Below are 22,801 nucleotides of genomic sequence, written 5' to 3'. Positions count from 1 at the left end.
CTGTTACCATCACGCCGGCGAGCCCGGCGAGCCCGGCGAGCCCGGCGAGCCCAGCGAGCCCGGCGAGCCCGGCGAGCCCAGCGAGCCCAGCGAGCCCAGCGAGCCCAGCGAGCCCAGCGAGCCCAGCGAGCCCAGCGAGCGCCGGGAGATGTCGAGCAGCCGCGTCAGGCTCACCGGACAGAACATCACTCGAGCCGGTTGTCCACAGCCAGGCCGTGATGTGGACAACGAGGCCCGGCAGCACACATTTCCGGCTTCTCGTCGGATGCCCCCGATACGATGGACTGGGGACGCCCCCCGGAGAGGGTGGGGGACGTTTAGGGGGGCGCGGCGGCCGCGAACTCGCGTGGGTGCGGCCGACTTCGATCGGTAGACCTCCGCGCAGGACAGCCGCCCGAGCGACGCAGCAGGTCAGTCCGCGCAGCAGGTCAGTCCACGCGGCAGGTCAGTCCACGCGGCCCAGGCGGGTCATGAAGCTCAGCCGGTCGCCGCGGTACAGCGAGCGGACCCGCTCGAACGGGGCGCCGTCCGGGCCCCACGACACGCGGTGCATCAGCAGCATCGGCAGGGCCGGGTTCGTCCCGATCAGCAGCGCCTCGCGCGGGGTGGCGAGCACCGTCTCGACGCGCTCCTCGGCGCCGTCGAAGACCACGCCGAGCCGCTGGCTCAAGCACGCGTACAGGGACTGCTCCGGGTCGAAGACGTCCATGAGCGTCGGAAACCGGGACGCGAGGAGATATGTCGACTCCAGGCCGACGCGTTCCTCGTCGGCCAGCAGGACGCGCTCGATGTGGATCACCTCGGCGTCCGACGTGACCTGCAGGTCGGCCGCCAGCGCGCTGCCGGCGACGCGCCGCTCCAGCGTCACCACGTTGCGGCCGGGGCGGATGCCCTGGCGCCGCAGGCCCTCGGTGTAGCTGACCAGGGCCAGCGGCTGGATGAGCTTCGGGCCGGCGACGTACGTGCCGCTCCCCTGCCGCCGGCTGAGCTTGCCTTCGAGAACCAGCTCGCTGACCGCCTGCCGCACCGTCGCCCGCGACACCTCGAACCGCTCGCACAGCTCCCGTTCCGTGGGCAGCACCGAGCCTTCGCCGAGTTCCGCGATCACCGCCAGCAGTTCGACTTTGACCGCGTAGTAACGCGGGACACGGCCGTGCTCGGGAATCCCGTCGAGCACGGGACCGTCGGCGGACAGGCGGGAATAACGCGAAGGGGCAGGCACGGAATCGACCCTATTGCCTCACGCCGACGCCGTGGTTGGCTGTGGCGCGTAACACGGCCGACACACGGAGGATCACCCGGATGCGCCCGGCACCACTGACTCGCCGGCTCGGCCTCGCCGACGCCGTTTTCCTGGGCCTGGGCTCGATGATCGGCGCCGGCGTGTTCGCCGCGTTCGCGCCGGCGGCGCACGCCGCGGGGGCCGGGTTGCTGCCCGCGCTGGTCGTCGCGGCCGTCGTGGCGTACTGCAATGCGACGTCTTCGGCGCGGCTCGCGGCGATTCATCCGGAATCCGGCGGAACCTACGTATACGGCCGGGAAAGGCTCGGTGAATTCTGGGGCTACCTCGCCGGCTGGGGATTCGTCACCGGCAAGACGGCCAGTTGCGCGGCGATGGCGCTGACCGTCGTCGCGTACGCCGCACCCGGGCTCGGGCAACCGTGGCGGAGCCTCCTCGCCGTCGCGGTGGTCGCCGCGCTCACCGCCGTCAACTACTTCGGCGTCCACCGCTCGGCGCTGGCGACGCGGGTGATCGTGACGGGCACGCTGCTCGTGCTCACCGTCGCGGCGGTGACGATGGGTGCCGGGCCGCACGCGGGCGGGCCGCTCGTCGCCTGGCCCGGCACCGGCGGGATCCTCGAAGCGGCCGGGCTGCTCTTCTTCGCCTTCGCGGGCTACGCGCGGCTCGCGACGCTCGGTGAGGAGGTCCGCGACCCCGCTCGCACCATTCCGCGCGCCATCCCGATCGCCCTGGGCGTCACCCTGGTCGTCTACGCGGCGCTCGCGGTGCTGCTGCTCGTCCGGCTCGGCCCGGCCGCGCTCGCCGCGAGTCCGGACCCGATCGCGGCCGCCGTCCCGGGCTGGTTCGCGCCGGTCGTCCGCGTCGGCGCGACGCTGGCGGCGCTCGGTTCGCTGCTCGCGCTCGTCCTCGGCGTCTCGCGCACGACCCTCGCGATGAGCCGCGACGGCCACCTCCCCCGGTTCCTCGCCGCCGTGCACCCGCGCTACGGCGTGCCGCACCGGGCCGAACTGGCCGTCGGCCTGGTCGTCGCCGTGCTCGCGGCGACGCTCGACCTGCGCGCCGCGATCGGCTTCTCGTCCTTCGCCGTCTTGAGCTACTACGCGGTCGCGAACGCGGCGGCGCTGACGCTGCGTTCGTCACGCTGGGTCGCTGTCGTCGGCCTGGTCGGGTGCGTGGTGCTGGCCTTCAGCCTGCCCTGGAAGTCGGTGCTGATCGGCGGTGGCGTGCTGGTGCTGGGCGCGTCGGCCTACGGCGTTCGCCGGATCCGCCGGTGAGAAATCACCCAACCGCCCGAAACATCCGAAGAAAGTCGGTTGTCCGGGTGTGCGGACACCTGGTGTAGTCGTGGGGCCGCCGTCGGCAACCGCTTCCTTTGTGGACACTGGAAGGACTGATCCCCTTGGCTCCCAAGCGCTGGTTCACCCTGCTCAGAAACGTCACCACCGCCGTAGCGGCCGTCGCCGCGGCCGCGTCGTTCGCCACCCCGGCGATCGCCACCGCCGCCCAGCCGCCGTCCACCGACGTCGTCGGCGGAACCCGGGCCGCCCAGGGCGAATTCCCGTTCATGGTGCGGCTTTCCATGGGCTGCGGCGGCGCGCTCTACACCAACCAGATCGTGCTGACGGCCGCGCACTGCGTCAGCCGCACCGGCTCGAACACGTCGATCACGGCGACGGTCGGCGTGGTCGACCTCAACAGCACGAGCGCCAAGAAGATCAAGTCGACCTACGTCTACCAGTCCCCCACCTACGGCACCTCGACCGGCGGCGACTGGGCGCTGATCAAGCTCGCGAGCCCGGTCACCGGCCTCTCGACGCTGCCGATCGCGTCGACGTCGACCTACAACACCGGCACGTTCACCGTGGCCGGCTGGGGCGCGGCGACCGAGGGTGGTGCTCAGCAGCGTTACCTGCTGAAGGCGACCGTCCCGTTCGTGGCCGACAGCACCTGCGCCGCCCAGGGCGGCAGCTACCCCGACCTGATCCCGAGCGCGGAGATCTGCGCGGGCAACCTGAGCGCGGGCGGCGTCGACACCTGCCAGGGTGACTCCGGCGGCCCGATGTTCCGCCGGGACAACAACAACGCCTGGATCCAGGTCGGCATCGTCAGCTGGGGTGACGGCTGCGCCCGGCCGCACGCCCCCGGCGTCTACACCGAGGTGAGCACGTTCGCGTCGAAGATCGCCGCGGCCGCCGCTTCCCTCTAGTCCAAAGCCGTGAAGGCCTCCTTACCGGCTCTTATGGCCGGTAAGGAGGCCTTCACGGCTTTCAGCGGGTCTTGTCCAAACGGGACAGTGCGGCTTCGTAGCCGGTCACCAGGTCCGCGACGACGTCGGCGACCGGGCGGACGCCGTTCATCCGGCCGACGATCTGGCCGACCGGCATCGACACCACCGTCGGGTCGCTCGCCGCGTGGATCCGGTTGTGCGCGTGGGAGACCAGCAGGTTCTGCAACGGCATCGGCAACGGCTCGGGCGCGTCCGCCGCGGCCCACGCCTCCGTCCAGCGCGTCTTCAGCAGCCGCGCCGGCTTGCCGGTGTAGATCCGCGTGCGGACGGTGTCGGACGACGTCGCCGCGACCAGTGCCTGCTGCATCGCCGCCGACTCGCCCATCGTCTGCAGGTACTCCTCGGTGGCGAGCCAGTACGAGCCCATCCAGACGCCGGACGCGCCGAGCGCGAGCGCCGCGGCGACCTGGCGGCCGGACCCGATCCCGCCGGCGGCGAGCACCGGCACGTCGACGGCGTCGACGATCTCCGGCACCAGCACCATCGACGCGATCTCGCCGGTGTGCCCGCCGGCTTCGTAACCCTGCGCGACCACGAAGTCGACGCCGTTCTCGACGTGCCGGACCGCGTGCTGGGCCTTCCCGGCGAGCGCGGCGACCGGGATGCCGCGGTCGTGGCACTGGGCGATGACGTCGGGTGGCGGCGAGCCCAGCGCGTTCGCGATCAGCTTGATCGGGTGGTCGAGCGCGACCTCGACGTGCGACCGGGCGACCGAGTGCAGCCAGCCCAGCACGCCCGCGCGTTCGTCGGTGTCGTCCGGCAGCGGCGGCACCGCGAGGTCGCGCAGCACGCGGTCGACGAACTCGCGGTGGCCGTCCGGGATCATCTTGGCGAGGTCGACCTGCGTGCCCTCGGCGGGGATCTTCGCCGGCATGACGATGTCGACGCCGTAGGGCTTGCCGCCGGTGTTCTCGTCCATCCAGGTGAGCACCCGGTCGAGCTCGGCCGCGTCGTTGAACCGGACGCAGCCGAGCACCCCGAGCCCGCCGGCGCGGCTCAGCGCCGCGGCGACGTGCTCCGAGGGCGTGAACCCGACGATCGGCAGGTCGATGCCGAGCCGGTCGCACAGCGATGTCCGCACTCGTGTTCCTCCTCAGACGGGCTGGGTCGTGGCCGGGTCGTGCTCGGCCGCGTAGCGCTGGGCCCACGGGTAGTCCGGTTTGCCGCTCGGCGAGCGGCCGATCTCGGCCGTCAGCCACACGGTGCGCGGCACCTTGTACCCGGCGACCTCGTGGCGGACGTGCTCGTCGATCCCGGCGAGGTCCGGCTCGGCGCCCTCCCGGAGCTGGATGACGGCGGCGACGCGCTGGCCGGTCCGCTCGTCGGGGATGCCGATGACCAGCGCGTCGAAGACGTCGGGATGGGACTTCAGCGCCCCTTCGACCTCTTCGGGGTAGACCTTTTCGCCGCCGGTGTTGACGCACTGGGAGCCGCGGCCGAGCAGCGTGACCGTGCCGTCCTCTTCGTAGCGCGCGTAGTCGCCGGGGACGACGTACCGGACGTCGCCGATGTCGACGAAGATCGTCTTGCTCTTCTCGGGGTCGCCGTAGTAGCCGAGCGGAACGTGCCCGCGGCGGCCGATCAGCCCGATCGCGCCGGCCTTCGGCTCGACGAGGTGGCCGTCGTCGTCGAGCAGGATGGCGTCCTTGCCGAAGCTGACGCGCGGGCCGGCGCTGTGGTCGGAGTCCTTGCCCACCATGCCGATCCCGGTGAAACCGCTTTCGGACGAGCCGATCGCGTCGGTGATGACGGCGTTCGGCACGAGCGCGACGAACTCCTGCTTGACCGACTGCGAGAACAGCGCGGCGTGGCTCGAGACCGCGACGAGCGACGACGCGTCGTAGTCGCCCTCGCGGAAGGCCTCGATGAGCGGGCGCGCCATGGCGTCCCCGACGATCGTGAGCACCTGGACCTTGTGCTCTTGCACGGCTTTCCACACCTCGTGCGCGTCGAAGCGCGGCACGAACACCACCGGGCTGCCGGTGAACAGCGCGCCGAAGGCGGCCCACTGCGCGGCGCCGTGGATCAGCGGCGCGGCGGGCAGGCGCGTCAGGCTGCCGGACTTGCCCTGCTCGGCGAGCGTCCACTCGTCGGGGACGTACTCGCCGGTGACGAAGTTGATGCCGCCGCCGAGCGCGCGCCAGATGTCCTCGTGGCGCCAGAGGACGCCCTTCGGGTAGCCGGTGGTGCCGCCGGTGTAGAGGATGTACAGGTCGTCGTTGCTGCGCTCTTCGAAGTCGCGGTCCGGGGACTGTTCCTTCAGCGCTGCTTCGTACTCGACGCCGCCGTAGCTCCCGAAGTCACCGTCGCTGCCGTCTTCGACGACGACAACGTGTTTCAGTTTCGGCGCCTCGGGCAGGACGGCCCGGACTTTGTCGGAGTAGCTTCTCTCGTGCACGAGCGCGACGAGATCGGCGTCCGTGAAGAGGTACGCGAGCTCGCCGTGCACGTAGCGGTAATTGACGTTGACGGCGATCGCGCGCAGCTTGTACGCGGCGATCATCGCCTCGAGGGCCTCGATCGAGTTGCGGGAGTAGACCCCGATGTGGGATCCGCGTCCCACGCCGTGCGCGGCGAGGTGGTGGGCGAGCCGGTTGGCCCGCGCCTCCAGTTCGGCGAAGGTGACTCGCCGGTCGCCGCACACGACCGCGACGCGCTCCGGCACGGCGTCGACGGCGTGCTCCAGAAGATCCGCGATGTTGAGTGCCACGCCCTCAAAGTAGAACATGTTATCGTTCTGGGCAATGGCACCGCGTTGTTGGAGGAGGTTTCGGTGGGTGAACCGCACGCGCTGGTTTCGCAGGACGGGCCGACGCTGATCGTCACGATGAACCGCCCGGAGGCCCGCAACGCGATCACGGGCGAGATGATGTCGATCATGGTCGACGCCTGGGACCGGGTGGATTCGGACGACTCGATCCGCAGCTGCGTCCTGACGGGCACCGGGGGCGCGTTCTGCGCCGGCGCCGACCTGAAGTCGATGTCGCGGAACTCGCCGTCCGAGTCGTTCTCGTCAGGTCGCTTTGATCCTTCGCGCATCCCAGGTCTCTTGAAGGGCCGGCGCCTGACCAAGCCGCTGATCGCGGCGGTCGAGGGCCCGGCGATCGCGGGCGGCACGGAGATCCTGCAGGGAACGGACATCCGGGTGGCGGGCACGTCGGCCCGCTTCGGGGTGTCGGAGGCACGCTGGGGCCTGTTCCCGATGGGCGGCTCGGCGGTCCGGCTGCCACGCCAGATCCCGTACACGGTGGCGGCGGACATCCTGCTGACCGGCCGTCACCTGTCCGCGGCGGAAGCCTTGGCGATCGGCTTGATCGGTCACGTGGTCCCGGACGGCCAGGCTCTGTCTCGCGCCCTGGAGCTGGCCGCACTGGTGAACGCCAACGGGCCGGTCGCGGTCCGGGCGATCCTGCGGACGATCCGGGACACCGAGGGTCTCCACGAGGAGGAGGCCTTCAAGCTGGACTCGCAGTACGGCATCGAGGTTTTCGCCTCGGAGGACGCGAAGGAAGGGCCACGGGCCTTCTCGGAGAAGCGGAAGCCGGACTTCCACAACCGCTGAGCCGGTATCACGCGTGACCCGACGGGCTTCACCCGTGATCCGAGGGGCATCACCCGTGATTGAGCGGGCATCACGTGTGATTGGCGGGGCATCGCGGTGATGCCCCTCCAGTCACGAATGATGCCCGCTCAATCACGCGCACCGAAGGCCGACGGGACGCCGTCTACCAGCCCATGTCCTTGGCGACTTCCTCTTGCGCTGCCGCGATTTCCTCGGTTGTCGCACCGGTGATGCCGGTGTCTTGTTCCAGCCGGGACAGCAGGTCGGTCAGCGCCTGCTTCTGCGCCGGGTGTGTGATCGGCACCGCGTCGAGGTCGGTGCTCATCAGCCAATCGAACAGCACGACGGCATCGGCACGCCACAAACGCACGGTGACGGTGGGCAGGTCCGTGTCCATGCGAACGATCCTGCCGGAACTCGCGTGACTGAGCACGTCACTCGCGTGATCGAAGACGTAAGCAACGTGATTGGGGCCGGAACTTGCGAGTTCCGGCCCCAAACACGTAAGTTACGGCCCCAATCACACGAGTTACGGGTTACGACACGTACTTGGCTCGCAGGTGGCGCTTGTACAGCTTGCCGTTCGGGTCTCGCGGCAGCTCTTCCAGGTAGTCGATCGACTTCGGGAGCTTGAACTTCGCCAGTCGCGTCGCCGCGTACGCCAGGAGTTCCGAGGTCAGCTCGGGAGACGGTGTGACTCCGGGAGCCGGCTGGACGACGGCCTTGATCTCCTCGCCCCAGTCCTCGTGCGGGAGGCCGAAGACCGCGACGTCCGCGACCGATGGGTGCATCACCAGCTCGCCCTCGATCTCCGCCGGGTAGATGTTCACCCCGCCCGAGATGATCAGATCCGCCTTGCGGTCGTGCAGGAACAAGTACCCGTCGGAATCCAGGTGGCCCATGTCGCCCAGGGTGAACAGTTTGCCGACGCGTGCGGCGGCCGTCTTGTCCGGGTCGTTGTGGTACGAGAACTCCGATGAGCCCATCTGCATGTAGACCGTGCCCGTCTCCCCGGGCGGCAGGGAAACACCAGCGTCGTCCAGGACCTTGATCGTCGAGCCCGGCCAGGGCAACCCCACCGAGCCCGGCTTGCGCAGCCAGTCCTCGCCCGAGATCACCGTGCCGCCGCCCTCCGTGGCCGCGTAGTACTCCGTGACCACCGGGCCCCACCACGCCAGCATCTGGCGCTTGACCTCCAGCGGGCACGGCGCCGCGCCGTGGATCATCACCCGCAGCGACGAAAGGTCGTACTGGGAACGCACTGAGGCAGACAGGCCCAGCAAGCGGCGGAACTGGGTCGGGACCATGTGGCTGTGCGTGACGTGGTGGCGCTCGATCAGGCGCAGCATGTCCTCGGCGTCCCAGCGGTCCATCAGCACCGCGGAATGCCCCAGCTGCAGCGAAATCGCCACGAAGTTCAGCACCGCCGTGTGGTACAGCGGTGAGCCGCACAGGTGGACGTGGTCGTCGTGCGGGCCGAGGCCGAACACGCCGAAGAACCACGTCGACGCCGCCGGCACCTCGTCCGGGTCGGTGCCCGTCAGCGGGCGCCGGACGCCTTTCGGGCGGCCCGTCGTGCCGGATGTGTACAGCATCGGCGAGCCCGCCGTACGCCGGGCGGGACGTCCGTCGCCTTCGCCGGCGCCCAGCTCCTCGATCCGGCGGAAGCCCGGGACGTTGCCGACCGCGAAGCGCGCCGAAGCGGGCAACCCGGCTTCGTCGGCCGCGGCGATGGCGACGTCGGCGAAGCGCTCGTGCGCGAGGAACGCCTTCGCGCCGCTGTCGCCGATGATGTACGCGACCTCCGGGCCGATCAGGTGCCAGTTGACGACCACGACGTACAGCCCGGCCTGGATCGCGGCGAAGTAGGCCGCCACCAGCTCGTCGCCGTTCGGCTGGAGCAGCACGACGACGTCGCCGACGTCGAGGCCCAGCTCCTGCAGCCCCCGGGAGTACCGGTTGGCCTTCGCGGCCAGCTCGCCGTAGGACACGCCGCGGCCGTCCGGGTCGACCAGAGCCGTCTTCTCGGGCTCTTCCGCGGCGATGTTCCACAGGCCCAGCGTCTTCGCGGCAGTCGTCGTCATACCGCAAATCTAGAACGCGTTCCACCTACAGGCAACCGTCCGGCGGTGAATCTTGCCGACGAATCGAGAACGTGTTTCACTCAAGCCGTGACCGAGACACCGCTGGCGGCACCTCTCAACATCGGCTTCGACTACACGCGCTCGACCGGGCCGGTGGTCGGGCGGTTCGTGAACGCGCTGCGTGAGCGCCGCATCGAAGGCATCCGCGGCAGCGACGGCCGGGTGCACGTCCCGCCGGTGGAGTACGACCCGGTGACGGCCGACCCGCTCAGCGAGTTCGTCCCGGTCGCCGAAGAGGGCACCGTCGTCTCCTGGTCGTGGTGCCCGCGCCCGCTCGACGGCCAGCCGCTGAGCCGCCCGTTCGCCTGGGCCCTGGTCAAGCTCGACGGCGCCGACACCGCGATGCTGCACGCCGTCGACGCCGGCTCGCCCGACAAGATCCACAGTGGACAGCGCGTCCGCGTCCGCTGGGCCGACGACACCGTCGGGCACATCCGCGACATCGCCTACTTCCTCCCCGCCGACGCCGCGGACACGACACCGACCGAGCTCGCGCCCCCGGTCGCCGAACGCGAAGAGGGCGCGCCGGTCAGCATCGTCATCACGCCGGTGCACCTGCGCTATCAGCACTCCGCGTCGCCCGAGGAGAGCCGCTACCTGCGCGGCCTGGCCGAAGGCAAACTGATCGGCCAGCGCTGCCCGGCGTGTCAGAAGGTCTACATCCCGCCCCGCGGCTCCTGCCCGACCGACGGCGTGCCGACCACCGACGAGGTCGAGCTCCCCGACACCGGCATCGTGACGACGTTCTGCATCGTCAACGTCCCGTTCCTGGGCCAGCGGCTCAAGCCGCCCTACGTCGCCGCGTACATCCTCCTGGACGGCGCCGACATCGCGTTCCTGCACCTCGTGCTCGGCTGCGACGCCAAGGACGTCCGGATGGGCCTGCGCGTGCGCGCCGCGTGGAAACCCCGCGACGAGTGGTGGACGTCGCTGGAGAACATCGACCACTTCGAGCCGACCGGCGAGCCGGACGCGGCTTACGAAACCTTCGCCCACCACCTGTGAGGTCCTGATGCCAGACGTCGCGATCGCGGGCTTCGCCCACGCGCCGAACGTCCGCGAGACCGCGGGCACCACCAACGGCGTGGAGATGCTCGTCCCCATCTTCGCCGAGGTCTTCGCGCAGACCGGACTGTCCAAGCAGGACATCGGGTTCTGGTGCTCCGGCTCCTCGGACTACCTGGCCGGGCGCGCGTTCTCGTTCATCGCCGCGGTCGACGCGATCGGCGCGTTCCCGCCGATCCACGAGTCGCACGTCGAGATGGACGCCGCCTGGGCGCTCTACGAGGCCTGGCTGAAGATCCGGATGGGCGAGGTCGAGACGGCGCTCGTCTACGGCTTCGGCAAGTCCAGCGCCGGGCAGCTGCGCCGGGTGCTCGCGCTGCAGCTGGACCCGTACGTCGTCACTCCACTGTGGCCGGACTCGATCTCGATCGCCGGCATCCAGGCGCGGCTCGGCCTCGACGCCGGACTGTGGTCCGAAAAGGACCTCGCCGAGGTCGCGGCCCGCAACCGGGACCTCGACGCCGCCGACCTGCTGGACACCCCGTACGTCGCGGACCCGTTGCGCGCGCACGACATCGCCCCGATCACCGACGGCGCCGCTGTGATCGTCCTGTCCACAGTGGAACGCGCGAGGGACATCGTCGAGCGCCCGGCGGTGATCGCCGGGATCGAGCACCGCGTCGACTCCCCCGTGCTCGGCGCCCGCGACCTGACGCGGTCGCCGTCGACCGAGATCGCAGCGAAGGCCCTCGACCTCGACGGCGTCGACCTCGCCGAGCTGCACGCGCCGTTCACGCACCAGGAGATCATCCTGCGCACCGCCCTCGGCCTCGAGGACAACGTGACCATCAACCCCTCGGGCGGCGCGCTCGCCGCCAACCCGATGTTCTCCGCCGGGCTCGCCCGCATCGGCGAAGCGGCGCGGCGGATCCACAGTGGAGAGTCCCGCAAGGCCGTGGCGCACGCGACGAGCGGCCCCGCCCTGCAGCAGAACCTCCTGGCCGTGCTGGAGGCACGATGACCAAGCAGCTCACGGCCGTGCTCGGCACCGGCCAGACGCACCACCGCGCCAAGCGCACCGACGTCTCGATGCCGGGCCTGCTGCGCGAGGCGATCGACCGCGCGATGATCGACGCCCAGGTCGGGTGGGCCGACATCGACGCCGTCGTGCTCGGCAAGGCGCCGGACCTGTTCGAAGGCGTCATGATGCCCGAGCTGTTCCTCGCCGACTCCCTCGGCGCGAACGGGAAACCGTTGCTGCGCGTGCACACCGCGGGCTCGGTCGGCGGGTCGACGGCGCTGGTCGCGGCGTCGCTCGTGCAGTCCGGCGTGCACCGCCGGGTGCTCACGGTGGCGTTCGAGAAGCAGTCCGAGTCGAACGCGATGTGGGGCCTGTCGATCCTGCCGCCGTTCCAGATGCCGGTCGGCGCCGGCGCGGGCGGCTACTTCGCGCCGCACGTCCGGTCCTACATCCGCCGCTCCGGCGCGCCCGAGCACATCGGCGCGATCGTCGCGGCGAAGGACCGCCGCAACGGCTCGCTGAACCCGTACGCGCACCTGCGCCAGGCGGACATCACCGTCGAGTCGGTGCAGGCGTCGCAGATGCTGTGGGACCCGATCCGCTACGACGAGACGTGCCCGTCGTCGGACGGCGCGTGCGCGATGGTGCTCGGCGACGAAGCCGCCGGGGACGCCGTCGAGGGTGGCGCCGCCTGGATCCACGCGACGGCGATGCGCACCGAGCCGACCACGTTCGCCGGCCGCGACCAGGTCAACCCGCAGGCCGGGCGCGACGCCGCGGCCGCGTTGTGGGCCGAGGCCGGGATCAAGGACCCGATGTCCGAAGTGGACGTCGCCGAGATCTACGTGCCGTTCTCGTGGTTCGAGCCGATGTGGCTGGAGAACCTCGGGTTCGCCGCGGAAGGCGAGGGCTGGAAGGTCACCGAAGCGGGTGAGACGGCGATCGGCGGGCGGCTGCCGGTCAACCCGTCGGGCGGGGTGCTCTCGTCCAACCCGATCGGCGCGTCCGGCATGCTTCGCTTCTCCGAAGCCGCGAAGCAGGTCATGGGCCGGGCCGGGGACTACCAGGTGGACGGCGCGCGCGTCGCGCTCGGGCACGCCTACGGCGGCGGGTCGCAGTACTTCTCGATGTGGGTGGTCGGCTCCGACAAGCCGCGTTGATACGCTCGACCCACCATGCCGAGACTCGCGGACCACGAACAACGCCGTCGCCAGATCGCCGAAGCCGTCTGGCGGATCGCCAGCGCGCGCGGGCTGGAAGACGTGTCGCTGCGCAAGGTCGCGGCCGAGGCCGGCGTCTCGCTGCGGCTCGTCCAGTACTACTTCGGCACGCGCAACGACCTGCTGCTCGGCGCGCTCGAGATCCTCAACAAGGTCGCCGAGGAACACACCCGCGCCGAGGTCGGGCCGGAGGCCGACGCGACACCGCGCCAGGTCCTGCGCACGATGCTGGTCGGGATGCTCCCGCTGGACGACGAGCGCCGCACGCGTTACCTCGTGCACCTGGCCTACTTCGTCCGCTCGCTGACCGACCCCGACCTCGCGACGGCGTTCAGCGCCGCGCCGCCGGAGCTGGAACGGCTGACCGCGGACCTGCTGGCCTGGGGGCAGCAACGCGGTGAGGTGCCGCCGGACCTCGACCTGATGCCGGAGGCGGAGCTGCTCCTTTCGAGCGTCGACGGCCTGCAGACCAGCATCATCCTGGGCCAGCGCACCCCCGAGGCCGTGTTCGCGCTGATCGACCACCAGTTGGAACGGCTGTTCAGTCTCTCGAACGTCGCCACTTGAGCGCGAGCAGCGTCCCGAGCACCCCGGTCACGACGCCGACCGCGGCCGGCACCGCGACCGGCGGGTCCACCACGATCACCGGCTTCAGCTCCACCGGCGCCGGCGGCTGCACCGGCTTGGGCGGCGCGTCCGAACCGGTGGCCGTCCAGGCCGTGACGTAGACGAGCATCCGCGCGATCAGCGAGATGAAGAAGATCAGGCCGATCACCGAGCCGAACGCGATCCCCGTCGGCGAGCTGCCGATCAGCCGCAGGTAGAAGCCACCGGCCAGCTTGAGCGCCTCGAAGCCGAGGGCCAGGGCGATCGCGCCGCGCACCGCGCTGCGCACGCCCACCGGCTGGCGCGGCAGCCGGGTCAGCACCCAGAGGAACACCAGCCAGTCGGCGGCCAGCGAGAGCGGCACCGAGGACGCGGACACGAGCTGGTGACCCCAGCTCGTGTCGTCGAGGCCGGCCAGCCGGAGCAGGTAGCTGCCGAGCGCGGTGCCGGAGATGGTGATCGTGAACGACACCAGCAGCGCCGCCGTCAGGCCGAGCAGCGCGAGCAGGTCGACGGCGATCAGCCGCGGCAGCGACTGGTCCGACCGGTTCTGCCCCCACAGCGCGGTGAGCGAGTCCCGCAGCGCGTTCATCCAGTTCCAGCCCGAGTAGAGGCCGATCACCAGGCCGAACGCACCGACGCTCGTCCGCTGGTCGACGAAGCCGGTGAGCAGGTCGGTGGCCTTGTCCCCCAGCCCGCCGGGCAGCGTGCTGACGATCGCGCGCACCATCGTGTCGAGCAGGTGCGGCTGGCTGGCCAGCACGAACCCGGCCACCGACGACGCCACCATCAGCAGCGGCACCAGCGACAGCAGGCTGAAGTAGGTGATCGACGCGACGTAGTGGTAGCCGCCGGTGTCGACGTAGCGGTTGGTCGCGCGGGCGATGTGGTCCAGCCACCGGTACCGGGCACGGGCCCGCGCCCAGGGGCTCGGGGCCTTGGGGGAACTCTTCACGGACACTGTCTACCCAGCGGAGACCCTCCTCGCGCACCCAACACGCACTCTTGCCACCCCATCACCCGCTCGCCGGACGTGCGGGGGCCTCGGAGTGACCTCGGCCAGGGGCGTCAGCTGAGCGCGACCAGCTCGGACCAGTCGTCCTGGGGCAGCTCGGCGTCCGTCGTCGCGAACACCGAGCTGCCCAGGAAGTCCAGGCTGCAGCCGAGGGTGGCCAGGAACGACGTGTCCGCGGCGTCGCGGCCGGTGGAGATGCGGAGCATCGTCTGGCGCGGCGCGAGGTGCGTGGCGTCGAAGACGTACCAGTGGCCGTCGATCGCGGCCTCGAACACGGCGTGGAAGTCCATCGGCGACAGCCCGGGCGCGTAGACGCCGACGTAGCGGGCCGGGATGTCGAAGAACCGGCAGAAGGTGACGCACACGTGCGCGAAGTCGCGGCAGACGCCTTCGCCGGCCAGGAGGGTGTCGATCGCGTCGTCGGTCGGCCGGGTGGCGCCGACGGTGTAGAGCAGCCGGTCGTTGACGTTCCGGACGATCGCGTCCACAGTGGACCGCGCGTCGGGGCGGCCGTACATCTCCGGCGTCGCCAGGCCGCCGATCCGGTCGGACGGGCAGTACCGGCTCGGCCGGGTGAACACGGCGATGTCGGCGAGGGTGACGGGCTCGGGCTCGGCCGCGGCCAGGTCGCGCTCGGCGTGGTAGGTGACGCGGTGCTCCCCGAGCGGCAGGTCGAAGACGTCGGCCCGGGTACCGTGCTCGAACAGGACGGCTTCGCTCCCGCCGTCCCAGGAGACGGTCAGGTCCTCGGTGTCGGCGTTCGCCGCCGCGACCGAGATCGCCGCCCGCCCGGGTTCGGTGACACGGATGGTGAACTCGACGTCGACACTCGCTCGCGGGGCCATCGCGCCATGATGACAGCCGGGCCGCGTGTGACCATCACGCCGTGGTGAACATCGTGGTCTTCCATTCGGTGCTGGGGCTCCGGCCGGTCGAGCTCGGCGCGGCCGAACGGCTGCGGGCGGCCGGGCACGACGTCGTCACGCCGGACCTCTACGCCGGCTCGACCGCGCCCACGCTCGAGGAGGGCTTCGCCCTGATGGACCACGTCGGCTGGACGACGATCAGCGGTCGCGCGTCCGACGCGGTGCGCGACCTGCCGCCCGCCACCGTGCTGCTGGGGGTGTCGATGGGCTGCGGCGTGGTCCAGGGCGTCCTCCCGGACCGTCCCGTCGCGGCGGGAGTCCTGCTGCTGCACGCGTTGGGGGCCATCCCGGCGTCGGCGCGCGCCGGCCTGCCGGTGCAGGTGCACGTCGCCGACCCGGACCCGATCGCACCGCCGGCCGAGGTCGCCGCCTGGCGAGCGGTCAACCCTGCGGCCGCGGTGTTCACCTACCCCGGCGCCGGCCACTTCTACACCGACGCCGAGGGTCCCGACCACGACGAAGCCGCGTCCGCCCTCACCTGGCAGCGGGTGCTCGGCTTCCTCCGGACGCTGCCTCAGGCGTAGCGGACCGGGTAGTGCTTGATGCCGTTGAGCCAGCTGGACCGCAGGCGCACCGGGGGTTCCGCTTCGGTGATGTCCGGCATCACGTCGGCGATGGCGTTGAAGATCAGGTCGATCTCCAGCCGGGCGAGGTTGGCGCCGATGCAGTAGTGCGAACCGGTGCCGCCGAAGCCGACGTGCGGGTTGTCCTCCCGCAGGATGTCGAACTTCTCCGCGTCCTCGAACACGTCGGGGTCGAAGTTGGCGGAGCTGTAGAACATCCCGACGCGGTCGCCCCGCTTGATCTGCGCGCCGCCCAGCTCGGTGTCGCGGGTGGCGGTGCGCTGGAAGGCGACCACCGGGGTGGCCCAGCGGACGATCTCGTCGGGCGCGGTCTTCGGGCGCTGCTCCTTGAACAGCTCCCACTGGGCCGGGTGGTCCAGGAACGCCTTCATGCCGTGCGTGATCGCGTTGCGCGTGGTCTCATTGCCGGCCACCGCGAGCAGGATGACGAAGAAGCCGAACTCGTCGGAGCCCAGCGCCTCGCCGTCGACGTCGGCCTCGATCAGCTTGGTGACGATGTCGTCCATCGGGCACTTGCGGCGGTCCTCGGCCATGTTCCAGGCGTAGCCGATGAGCTGGGTCGACGCTTCGAGGGGTTCGAGCTGGTACTCGGGATCGTCGTAGGCGACCATCTGGTTGGACCAGTCGAAGATCTTGAGCCGGTCCTCCTGCGGGACGCCGATCAGTTCGGCGATCGCCTGCAACGGCAGTTCGCAAGCGACGTCGGTGACGAAGTCGCCCGTGCCCTTCTTCTTCGCCTCGAAGACGATCTTCGCGGCGCGGTCCCGCAGCGTGTCCTCGAGCTTGGCGATCGAGCGCGGGGTGAAGCCCTTCGAAACGATCCGCCGCAGCTTGGTGTGCTGGGGCGCGTCCATGTTGAGCAGGACCAGCCGGTTCGCGTTGAGGCGGTCCTCGGTCATGCTCTCGTCGAAGCGGATGATCGCGGTCTTCTCGCTCGACGAGTAGAGCGTGCTGTCGCGGGAGACCTCCTTGACGTCCGCGTGCCGCGAGACGACCCAATAGCCGTCGTCACCGAAGCCCGCGGTGTTGTTCTTCTGGGGGTTCCACCACACGGGGGCGGTCCGCCGGAGCTCGGCGAACTCGGCCAGGGGCAGCCGATGGGCGTAGAGGTCCGGGTCCGTGAAGTCGAAACCGGCGGGGATGAGCGGAGCGGCCACGTTGCCTCCCACGGTTCGCCTTGTGAAACACGTTCTAAGCGGATTTAAGCATACGGTGTTAACAAGCGGAAGGGTGTTCAGTGAAACCTGTTAACTTGACCGATGAGGCCAGGTGAACGAGCGCTCACTCGGCCAAGATCGAGATCACGTCCGCGCTGCGGCGCCTTGCATCGAACGATAACTTGTTCTAATTTTTGGCTACTGAACAGTCTTCCCGACGAACTTCCCGACGAAGGGGACCAGATGGGCGTGCCGGTCATCGTCGAAGCCGTGCGGACCCCGATCGGCAAGCGGGGCGGCCTGCTGGCCGGCCTGCACGCGGCCGAGCTGCTGGGGGCCGCGCAGCTGGCCCTGCTGGACCGCGCCGGGATCGACCCGGCGCTGGTCGAGCAGCTGATCGGCGGCTGCGTCACGCAGGCCGGCGAGCAGTCGAGCAACGTCACGCGCACCGCGTGGCTGCACGCGGGCCTGCCGGAGACGGCGGGCGCGACGACGATCGACGCCCAGTGCGGCTCGGCGCAGCAGGCCACGCACCTGATCGCCGGCCTGATCGCGGCGGACGCCATCGACGTCGGCGTCGCCTGCGGGGTCGAGGCGATGAGCCGCGTCCCCCTGGGGACGAACCGCGCGGGCGGCTCCCCCCGGCCGGCGTCGTGGTCGATCGACCTCCCGAACCAGTACGGCGCGGCGGAGCGCATCGCGGTGCGCCGGGGCTTGACGCGCGCCGACGTCGACGCGTTCGGCGCGGCGTCCCAGCAGAAAGCGGCGGCCGCGTGGGCGGCCGGGCACTTCGACCGCGAGGTGGCGCCGGTGAAGGCCCCGGTCCTCGACGCGTCGGGCGAACCGACCGGCGAAACCCGGCTGATCACCCGGGACCAGGGCCTGCGCGCGACGACGGCCGAGGGCCTGGCCCGCCTCAAGCCGGTGGTCGAGGACGGCATCCACACGGCGGGCACATCGTCCCAGATCTCCGACGGCGCGGCGGCCCTGCTGCTGATGGACTCCACGCGCGCCGCGGCCCTGGGCCTGCGCCCACGGGCCCGGATCATCGCGCAGGCACTGGTCGGCGCGGAGCCGTACTACCACCTGGACGGCCCGATCCGCGCGACGGAGCGAGTGCTGACGCGCGCGGGCATGACGATCGCCGACCCGGACCTGTTCGAGGTCAACGAAGCGTTCGCCTCGGTGCCGCTGTCGTGGCAGCGGACGCTCTCGCCGGACGAGTCCCGAGTCAACGTCAACGGCGGCGCGATCGCCCTGGGCCACCCGGTGGGCAGCACGGGAGCGCGCTTGCTGACGACGGCGCTGCACGAGCTGGAGCGCCGGGACGCGTCGACGGCGCTGGTGACGATGTGCGCCGGCGGCGCGCTGGCGACGGCGACGATCATCGAACGCCTCTGACCCGCGGTCCCCAGCCAGCCACCGAGTTGGCCGCTCTCGCTGACGTGTCGGCCGTTCCGGTCGGCGTGTTGGCCGTCGCGGTCGGCGTGTTGGCCGTTCCGGTTGCCGGGTGACCGCTCCCGGCGGCGTGTCGACCGCTTGGGTCACCATGTTGGCCGTCGCGGTCGCCGAGTTGGCCACTCCGGTTGCCGAGTTGGCCACTCCGGTTGCCGGGTGACCGCTCCCGGCGGCGTGTAGACCGCCTGGGTCACCGTGTTGGCCGTCGCGGTCGGCGAGTTGACCGCTCCAGTCAGCGTGTTGGCCGCTCCAGTCAGCGTGTTGGCCGCTCCGGTTGTCAAGTTGGCTGCTCCCGCCAGCGTGTTGACCACTCCAGCCAGCGTGTTGGCCGCTCCAGTCGCCAAGCCGGCACTTCTGGTTGCCGAGTCGGCGATGCCCGCGCGGCCGAGGTGACCGCACGTCGCCATCTCAGCTCAGCTCAGCTTTGCCTTGCCGCCAAACGCATCCCTCCTCCGGCACCCGGCCTCCGTTACTCCACCACCTCCGCGGGACCGTTGCCCGGCCTCGCGAACTTCACCGTTCCCCGCCCCTCCCTCCAGCTCTCCACGAAGAGCGTGTCCTCGGCCACCCAGGTCAGCACGACCTCCCTGAGGTCCAGCCGGAACAGGTGGCACGGCTCGTCGTTTCCCTGCAGTGCCGCGATCTCCGCCTTGTCCGTCAGCTCCGCCACCACACCCGCCAGCTTCGCGTCGCCGCCCTCCTCGATGCCCGGGTACGCGTGGATCGCGAACCTGTTGTCCCGCCGCAGATCGCGGGCCTTCAGAGCGTCCAGCATCGACCCGATGTAGGCCTCCGCACCGCGGAAGTCCACCTCGGAGCCGCTCACCCGTGGTGCGCCGTCGCGGCGCACTGTGGCCAGTACATGCGACTTCTCCGCCGTGAAACGCGCGTGCACCCGCGAGGCCAGCGAAGGTGACTGCGCCGAGAACTCCTGCCAACTCGTCATGCCCAGCAGCGTCCCACCCACCACCGACAGTTTCAGAGCCCACCCACGACCAGGTGAACGAACGTCCCGGACAGCCCGTAGGTGCTGACCCCGGCCAACGCCCGCCCCGGGTGGGGCCATTCGGCTGGTGACGACGTGAGTTCCAGACCCGCCCAGGCGACCGCCGACGTCGGACGTGGGCAGTGCAGGGTGGCCGGAATCCGCCGTTCGCGGACCACCATCGCCGTCTTGATCAAGCCCGCCATGCCACCCGCCGCCTCCGGGTGGCCGATGTTCGACTTCACCGAACCCACCAAGCACGGCTGTCCCGGCGGCCGCCCGGTGCCGATCGCCTCGCTGATCGCCTGCAGCTCGATGACGTCGCCCGCCGGGGCCGCGTTGCCGTGTGCCTCCACGTAACCGAGCTCCGCGGGCGCGATCCCCGCCTGCGCGCACGCCCGGGCGATCACCTGCAGGTAGCCCTCCACCGACGGCGCGATGATCGCCTTGGCCGTGCGGCCCTTGCTCGCCTGGGCGCTGCCCAGGATCAGCGCGTGGACGCGGTCGCCGTCGGCCAAGGCCTGGCCCAGGCGCTTGAGGACGACGACGCCCGCGCCGTCGCTGCGGACGAAACCGTCCGCGTCCTCGTCGCCGAAACGGCAGCGTCCGGTCGGCGACAGCATTCCCGCCGCCGAATAGCCGAGCGTGTGGTCGGTGCCCAGGACCAGGCTGACGCCGCCCGCCACCGCCGTGTCGCACTCCCCCGTGCGCAGGCTCTGGCACGCGAGGTGCACGGCCAGCGTGCCCGACGAACACGCCGCGTCGACCGTGGCGCACGGGCCGCGCAGGTCCCACGCGTAGCTGATCCGCCCGGACGCCATGCTCCGCGCCGCCGCGCCCGCGATCGCGTACATGTCGGCCGTCCCTTGAAGACCGTCCCAGTGCTCGCCCGTGCTCTGGCCCATGAAGACGCCGATCTCGCGGCCCTCGATACCGTCGAGCCCGGCGTCGGCCAGCGCGTCGCGCGTGGTCGTCAGGAGGACGCGGTGCTGCGGGTCGAGCACCGCCGCTTCCCGTTCGCTCACGCCGAAGAACCCCGGGTCGAACTCTTCGGAGCCGAGGAAACCGCCGGCCAGGCTGACGAGCCGGCCGCGACGGCGGGGTACCGGGTCGTACAGCTCCGCCGCGTCGAACCGGCCGGGCGGCGCGGCGCCGACGACCGCGTCCACGCGCATGTCGAGCAGCTCCCAGAGCGCGTCCGGGCCGGCCGCGCCGGGGAACCGGCAGCCCATGCCGACGATCGCGATCGGCTCGTTCATCGTTCTCCTGTCGAAATTCGTCCACTGTGGACGGCGGATTCACTCGTCCGTGGCAGCGCGGGTTCCCGCGGCCGCGCACACCCTATGTGATCATTCAGGCCGCCCGGGTGATCGCCTCGGCGATCTCCCCTTCCCCGGAGGAATCCCCGTTATGTGTGGCATCGCGGGCTGGGCCGACCCCAGCTGCCCGCTCCCGGACGGCGGCATGACCGTGCACCGGATGACCGAGACCCTCGCCGCCCGCGGGCCGGACGACTCCGGTGTCTGGGCGGCCGCGCACGTCGCGTTCGGGCACCGCCGGCTCGCCGTGCTCGACCCCGCGAACGGCCGGCAGCCGATGGTGGCCTACGACGACCAGGACGAGGCCACGACCGTCCTGTCCTACAGCGGCGAGGTGTTCAACCACCGCGAGCTGCGCGTCGAACTGGAGCTGCTGGGGCACAAGTTCCGCACGCACACCGACACGGAAGTCGTGCTGCACGCCTGCCTGGAGTGGGGCACCGACGCCCCGCGACGGCTCGACGGCATGTTCGCCTTCGCCGTCTGGGACGCGCCGCGCCGCCGGTTGCTGCTGGTCCGCGACCGGCTCGGCGTCAAACCGCTCTGCTACGCGCGCCGCGGCGACGGCGTCCTGTTCGCTTCCGAGCCCAAGGCGCTGTTCGCGTCCGGCCTGGTCGCCCCGGCCGTCGACGATGGCGGCCTGCGCGACTTCCTGGCCTCGGTCCGCACCCCTGGGGTGACGCTCCACCAGGGCGTCCACGAAGTCCGGCCGGGCACGATGCTGCTGGTCGACGCCGACGGCGTCCGCGAGCGCCGGTACTGGTCACTGGACGCGCAGCCGCACGAAGACGACCTCGCCATGACCGTCGAGCGGATCCGCGAACTCCTCGAAGACATCACCGAACGGCACGTCCGGGCCGACGTCCCGCTCGGCGCGCTGCTGTCGGGCGGCCTCGACTCGAGTGCGCTCGCCGCGCTCGGCCAGCGGTTCACGACCGCGCCGCTGCGCACGTTCTCCGTCGGTTTCGCCGGCGAGTTCGTGCCCGACGCCCTGCGCGCCACGCCGGACGCGCCCTACGTCCGGGATGTCGTCGCGCACTGCGGGCTCGACCACCGCGACCTGGTGCTCGGGTCGGCGGCGCTGGCCGATCCGGCGGTGCGCCGGGCCGTCGTCCACGCGCGGGACGCGCCCGCGACCGGGGACATGGACACGTCACTCTTCCTGCTGTTCAAGGCGGTTCGCGAGCATTCGACGGTGGCGCTGTCCGGGGAGAGCGCCGACGAGGTCTTCGGCGGCTACCCGTGGTTCCACCAGCCGCTCGCCGACGGCTACCCGTGGCGTTACTTCGCCGGCCGCAGCGGGACGTACCTCGCGCTGCTGCGCGACGACGTGGCCGCGGAACTCGCCGTCGGCGCCCATCGCGAGGCGCACTACCGGCAGGCGCTCGCCGAAGTTCCGGTGCTGCCAGGGGAAACGGCCGAGCGGCGCCGGATGCGCGAGGTCGTCCACCTGCACCTGACGCGCTGGCTGCCGGACCTGCTCGACCGCAAGGACCGGCTCAGCATGGCCGTCGGCCTGGAAGTCCGGGTGCCGTTCTGCGACCACCGGCTCGTCGAATACGCCTTCAACGCGCCCTGGTCGCACCACACTTTTGACGGCCGGGAGAAGTCGCTGCTGCGGGCGGCGGTGGCCGACCTGCTCCCGCGCAGCGTCACCGAGCGGGTCAAGGCGCCCTACCCGGCGACCCACGATCCCGGCTACGACGTCGCGATCCGCGCGCAGGCCGCGGATCTGCTGGCCACGCCGAACGCGCCCGCGTGGACCTACCTCGACCCGGCGCGGCTGAGCGAGCGCCTCGCACGACCGGAAACCGACCGGGCGACGCGCGCGGGCATCGACTTCGCGCTCAACCTGGACCTCTGGCTCACGCGCTAACCGGGCAGGTGCGCGTCGACCTCGATCTCGATCTTCATGCGCGGGTCGGCCAGGCCGGCCTCCAGCATCGTCGCGGCCGGGCGGACCTCGGCGAACGCCTTGCGCAGCACCGGCCAGCACGGCTCGAAGTCCGCCCGCGACGGCAGCACGTACCGCACCCGGACGACGTCGGCGAAGGTGCAGCCGGCCTCGTGCAGCGCCGCTTCGATGGTGCGGAGGCACTGGGCGGCCTGCTCGACGACGTCGTCGGAGATCGTCATCGTCGAGTAGTCGAAACCGGTGGTGCCGGAGACGTACACGCGGCCGCCGTCGACGACCGCGCGGGCGTAGCCGATCTGTTCCTCGAAGGTGGAGCCGCTGAGAATGGTTTGACGCGCCATACGCGCACGTTAG

General features: G+C 71.0%; 22 protein-coding genes. 10 read left to right on the top strand and 12 right to left on the bottom strand.

What is annotated here, in order from left to right; translation table 11 throughout:
• Nucleotides 1–9: 9 nt before the first annotated feature.
• Nucleotides 10–174, bottom strand: a complete 165-nt coding sequence (locus MUY22_RS26040; RefSeq protein WP_247063453.1) for a hypothetical protein — start codon at nucleotides 172–174, stop codon at nucleotides 10–12.
• 271 nt (nucleotides 175–445) lie between these two features.
• Entirely contained in the window at nucleotides 446–1,222 is a 777-nt protein-coding gene (locus tag MUY22_RS26035) for a GntR family transcriptional regulator (protein WP_247063452.1), read from the bottom strand.
• An 80-nt stretch (nucleotides 1,223–1,302) separates the two neighbouring features.
• Here MUY22_RS26035 and MUY22_RS26030 point away from each other — a divergent pair, with 80 nt between their 5' ends.
• Together MUY22_RS26030 and MUY22_RS26025 are read left to right on the top strand one after the other, a co-directional pair.
• Nucleotides 1,303–2,517, top strand: a complete 1,215-nt coding sequence (locus tag MUY22_RS26030) for an APC family permease (protein WP_247063450.1) — start codon at nucleotides 1,303–1,305, stop codon at nucleotides 2,515–2,517.
• 125 nt (nucleotides 2,518–2,642) lie between these two features.
• A complete protein-coding gene (locus tag MUY22_RS26025; protein ID WP_247063449.1) occupies nucleotides 2,643–3,449 on the top strand; it encodes a trypsin-like serine protease in 807 nt (268 codons plus the stop codon).
• A gap of 61 nt (nucleotides 3,450–3,510) precedes the next feature.
• Here MUY22_RS26025 and MUY22_RS26020 read toward each other — a convergent pair whose 3' ends face one another.
• Complete coding sequence (locus MUY22_RS26020) at nucleotides 3,511–4,611, bottom strand: nitronate monooxygenase family protein (RefSeq protein WP_247063447.1); 1,101 nt, start codon at nucleotides 4,609–4,611, stop codon at nucleotides 3,511–3,513.
• A 12-nt stretch (nucleotides 4,612–4,623) separates the two neighbouring features.
• Complete coding sequence (locus MUY22_RS26015; RefSeq protein WP_247063439.1) at nucleotides 4,624–6,240, bottom strand: acyl-CoA synthetase; 1,617 nt, start codon at nucleotides 6,238–6,240, stop codon at nucleotides 4,624–4,626.
• A gap of 63 nt (nucleotides 6,241–6,303) precedes the next feature.
• Here MUY22_RS26015 and MUY22_RS26010 point away from each other — a divergent pair, with 63 nt between their 5' ends.
• Nucleotides 6,304–7,092 (top strand): crotonase/enoyl-CoA hydratase family protein, encoded by a 789-nt coding sequence (locus MUY22_RS26010; protein ID WP_247064119.1) that lies wholly within the window; start codon nucleotides 6,304–6,306, stop codon nucleotides 7,090–7,092.
• 163 nt (nucleotides 7,093–7,255) lie between these two features.
• On the opposite strand, the gene MUY22_RS26005 is transcribed toward MUY22_RS26010, so the two are convergent.
• Nucleotides 7,256–7,489 (bottom strand): hypothetical protein, encoded by a 234-nt coding sequence (locus tag MUY22_RS26005; protein WP_247063436.1) that lies wholly within the window; start codon nucleotides 7,487–7,489, stop codon nucleotides 7,256–7,258.
• Nucleotides 7,490–7,628: 139 nt separating this feature from the next.
• Nucleotides 7,629–9,176, bottom strand: a complete 1,548-nt coding sequence (locus MUY22_RS26000) for an acyl-CoA synthetase (RefSeq protein ID WP_247063434.1) — start codon at nucleotides 9,174–9,176, stop codon at nucleotides 7,629–7,631.
• Nucleotides 9,177–9,263: 87 nt separating this feature from the next.
• On the opposite strand from MUY22_RS26000, the gene MUY22_RS25995 reads away from it, so the two are divergent.
• Genes MUY22_RS25995 through MUY22_RS25980 form a run of 4 tightly spaced genes read left to right on the top strand, consistent with a single transcriptional unit; the run spans nucleotide 9,264 to nucleotide 13,049 of the window.
• On the top strand, nucleotides 9,264–10,241 hold the full coding sequence (locus MUY22_RS25995) for a Zn-ribbon domain-containing OB-fold protein (protein WP_247063432.1): 978 nt from the start codon (nucleotides 9,264–9,266) through the stop codon (nucleotides 10,239–10,241).
• A gap of 7 nt (nucleotides 10,242–10,248) precedes the next feature.
• Nucleotides 10,249–11,262 carry a thiolase domain-containing protein gene (locus MUY22_RS25990; protein WP_247063430.1) on the top strand — a complete coding sequence of 338 codons (1,014 nt, stop codon included), beginning with the start codon at nucleotides 10,249–10,251 and terminating at the stop codon, nucleotides 11,260–11,262.
• Complete coding sequence (locus tag MUY22_RS25985; protein WP_247063429.1) at nucleotides 11,259–12,422, top strand: thiolase domain-containing protein; 1,164 nt, start codon at nucleotides 11,259–11,261, stop codon at nucleotides 12,420–12,422. Before MUY22_RS25990 ends, MUY22_RS25985 begins: the two co-directional genes overlap by 4 nt.
• A 15-nt stretch (nucleotides 12,423–12,437) precedes the next feature.
• Nucleotides 12,438–13,049, top strand: a complete 612-nt coding sequence (locus MUY22_RS25980) for a TetR/AcrR family transcriptional regulator (protein WP_247063428.1) — start codon at nucleotides 12,438–12,440, stop codon at nucleotides 13,047–13,049.
• Here the strand turns inward: MUY22_RS25980 and MUY22_RS25975 are convergent.
• Both MUY22_RS25975 and MUY22_RS25970 read right to left on the bottom strand, forming a co-directional pair.
• A complete protein-coding gene (locus MUY22_RS25975) occupies nucleotides 13,024–14,043 on the bottom strand; it encodes a YhjD/YihY/BrkB family envelope integrity protein (RefSeq protein ID WP_247063424.1) in 1,020 nt (339 codons plus the stop codon). The two genes, MUY22_RS25980 and MUY22_RS25975, sit on opposite strands and share 26 nt — an antisense overlap.
• A 113-nt stretch (nucleotides 14,044–14,156) precedes the next feature.
• Nucleotides 14,157–14,948 (bottom strand): transglutaminase family protein, encoded by a 792-nt coding sequence (locus MUY22_RS25970; protein ID WP_247063422.1) that lies wholly within the window; start codon nucleotides 14,946–14,948, stop codon nucleotides 14,157–14,159.
• Nucleotides 14,949–14,989: 41 nt separating this feature from the next.
• On the opposite strand from MUY22_RS25970, the gene MUY22_RS25965 reads away from it, so the two are divergent.
• The gene (locus MUY22_RS25965; protein ID WP_247063420.1) at nucleotides 14,990–15,553 is read left to right on the top strand and encodes a dienelactone hydrolase family protein; all 564 of its coding nucleotides are present in this window, start codon (nucleotides 14,990–14,992) and stop codon (nucleotides 15,551–15,553) included.
• Here MUY22_RS25965 and MUY22_RS25960 read toward each other — a convergent pair.
• A complete protein-coding gene (locus MUY22_RS25960; RefSeq protein WP_247063418.1) occupies nucleotides 15,544–16,770 on the bottom strand; it encodes a cytochrome P450 in 1,227 nt (408 codons plus the stop codon). The two genes, MUY22_RS25965 and MUY22_RS25960, sit on opposite strands and share 10 nt — an antisense overlap.
• A gap of 243 nt (nucleotides 16,771–17,013) precedes the next feature.
• Between MUY22_RS25960 and MUY22_RS25955 the strand changes: the two genes are divergently transcribed.
• Nucleotides 17,014–18,171 carry a steroid 3-ketoacyl-CoA thiolase gene (locus MUY22_RS25955; protein ID WP_247063416.1) on the top strand — a complete coding sequence of 386 codons (1,158 nt, stop codon included), beginning with the start codon at nucleotides 17,014–17,016 and terminating at the stop codon, nucleotides 18,169–18,171.
• Between the two features lie 526 nt (nucleotides 18,172–18,697).
• Here the strand turns inward: MUY22_RS25955 and MUY22_RS25950 are convergent.
• Nucleotides 18,698–19,195, bottom strand: a complete 498-nt coding sequence (locus MUY22_RS25950; protein WP_371827643.1) for a pyridoxamine 5'-phosphate oxidase family protein — start codon at nucleotides 19,193–19,195, stop codon at nucleotides 18,698–18,700.
• An 11-nt stretch (nucleotides 19,196–19,206) separates the two neighbouring features.
• The gene (locus MUY22_RS25945) at nucleotides 19,207–20,472 is read right to left on the bottom strand and encodes a polyketide synthase (protein WP_247063414.1); all 1,266 of its coding nucleotides are present in this window, start codon (nucleotides 20,470–20,472) and stop codon (nucleotides 19,207–19,209) included.
• A 151-nt stretch (nucleotides 20,473–20,623) separates the two neighbouring features.
• Between MUY22_RS25945 and asnB the strand changes: the two genes are divergently transcribed.
• Complete coding sequence (asnB, locus tag MUY22_RS25940; protein WP_247063412.1) at nucleotides 20,624–22,408, top strand: asparagine synthase (glutamine-hydrolyzing); 1,785 nt, start codon at nucleotides 20,624–20,626, stop codon at nucleotides 22,406–22,408.
• Here asnB and MUY22_RS25935 read toward each other — a convergent pair.
• A complete protein-coding gene (locus MUY22_RS25935) occupies nucleotides 22,405–22,788 on the bottom strand; it encodes a RidA family protein (RefSeq protein WP_247063410.1) in 384 nt (127 codons plus the stop codon). The two genes, asnB and MUY22_RS25935, sit on opposite strands and share 4 nt — an antisense overlap.
• Between the last annotated feature and the right edge of the window lie 13 nt (nucleotides 22,789–22,801).

It is taken from the genome of Amycolatopsis sp. WQ 127309, assembly GCF_023023025.1.
Classification (GTDB): domain Bacteria; phylum Actinomycetota; class Actinomycetes; order Mycobacteriales; family Pseudonocardiaceae; genus Amycolatopsis.
Note: the sequence above shows the minus strand (reverse complement) of the source record. Positions and strands in the feature narration are given on the sequence as shown.

Bases quoted from the DNA above. Each gene is read 5' to 3' on its own strand.
- MUY22_RS26030 (WP_247063450.1), top strand. From the start codon at position 1,303: ATGCGCCCGGCACCACTGACTCGCCGGCTCGGCCTCGCCGACGCCGTT.
- MUY22_RS26005 (WP_247063436.1), bottom strand. From the start codon at position 7,489: ATGGACACGGACCTGCCCACCGTCACCGTGCGTTTGTGGCGTGCCGAT.
- MUY22_RS26000 (WP_247063434.1), bottom strand. From the start codon at position 9,176: ATGACGACGACTGCCGCGAAGACGCTGGGCCTGTGGAACATCGCCGCG.
- MUY22_RS25990 (WP_247063430.1), top strand. From the start codon at position 10,249: ATGCCAGACGTCGCGATCGCGGGCTTCGCCCACGCGCCGAACGTCCGC.
- MUY22_RS25985 (WP_247063429.1), top strand. From the start codon at position 11,259: ATGACCAAGCAGCTCACGGCCGTGCTCGGCACCGGCCAGACGCACCAC.
- MUY22_RS25980 (WP_247063428.1), top strand. From the start codon at position 12,438: ATGCCGAGACTCGCGGACCACGAACAACGCCGTCGCCAGATCGCCGAA.
- MUY22_RS25970 (WP_247063422.1), bottom strand. From the start codon at position 14,948: ATGGCCCCGCGAGCGAGTGTCGACGTCGAGTTCACCATCCGTGTCACC.
- MUY22_RS25955 (WP_247063416.1), top strand. From the start codon at position 17,014: ATGGGCGTGCCGGTCATCGTCGAAGCCGTGCGGACCCCGATCGGCAAG.
- MUY22_RS25945 (WP_247063414.1), bottom strand. From the start codon at position 20,472: ATGAACGAGCCGATCGCGATCGTCGGCATGGGCTGCCGGTTCCCCGGC.
- asnB (WP_247063412.1), top strand. From the start codon at position 20,624: ATGTGTGGCATCGCGGGCTGGGCCGACCCCAGCTGCCCGCTCCCGGAC.
- MUY22_RS25935 (WP_247063410.1), bottom strand. From the start codon at position 22,788: ATGGCGCGTCAAACCATTCTCAGCGGCTCCACCTTCGAGGAACAGATC.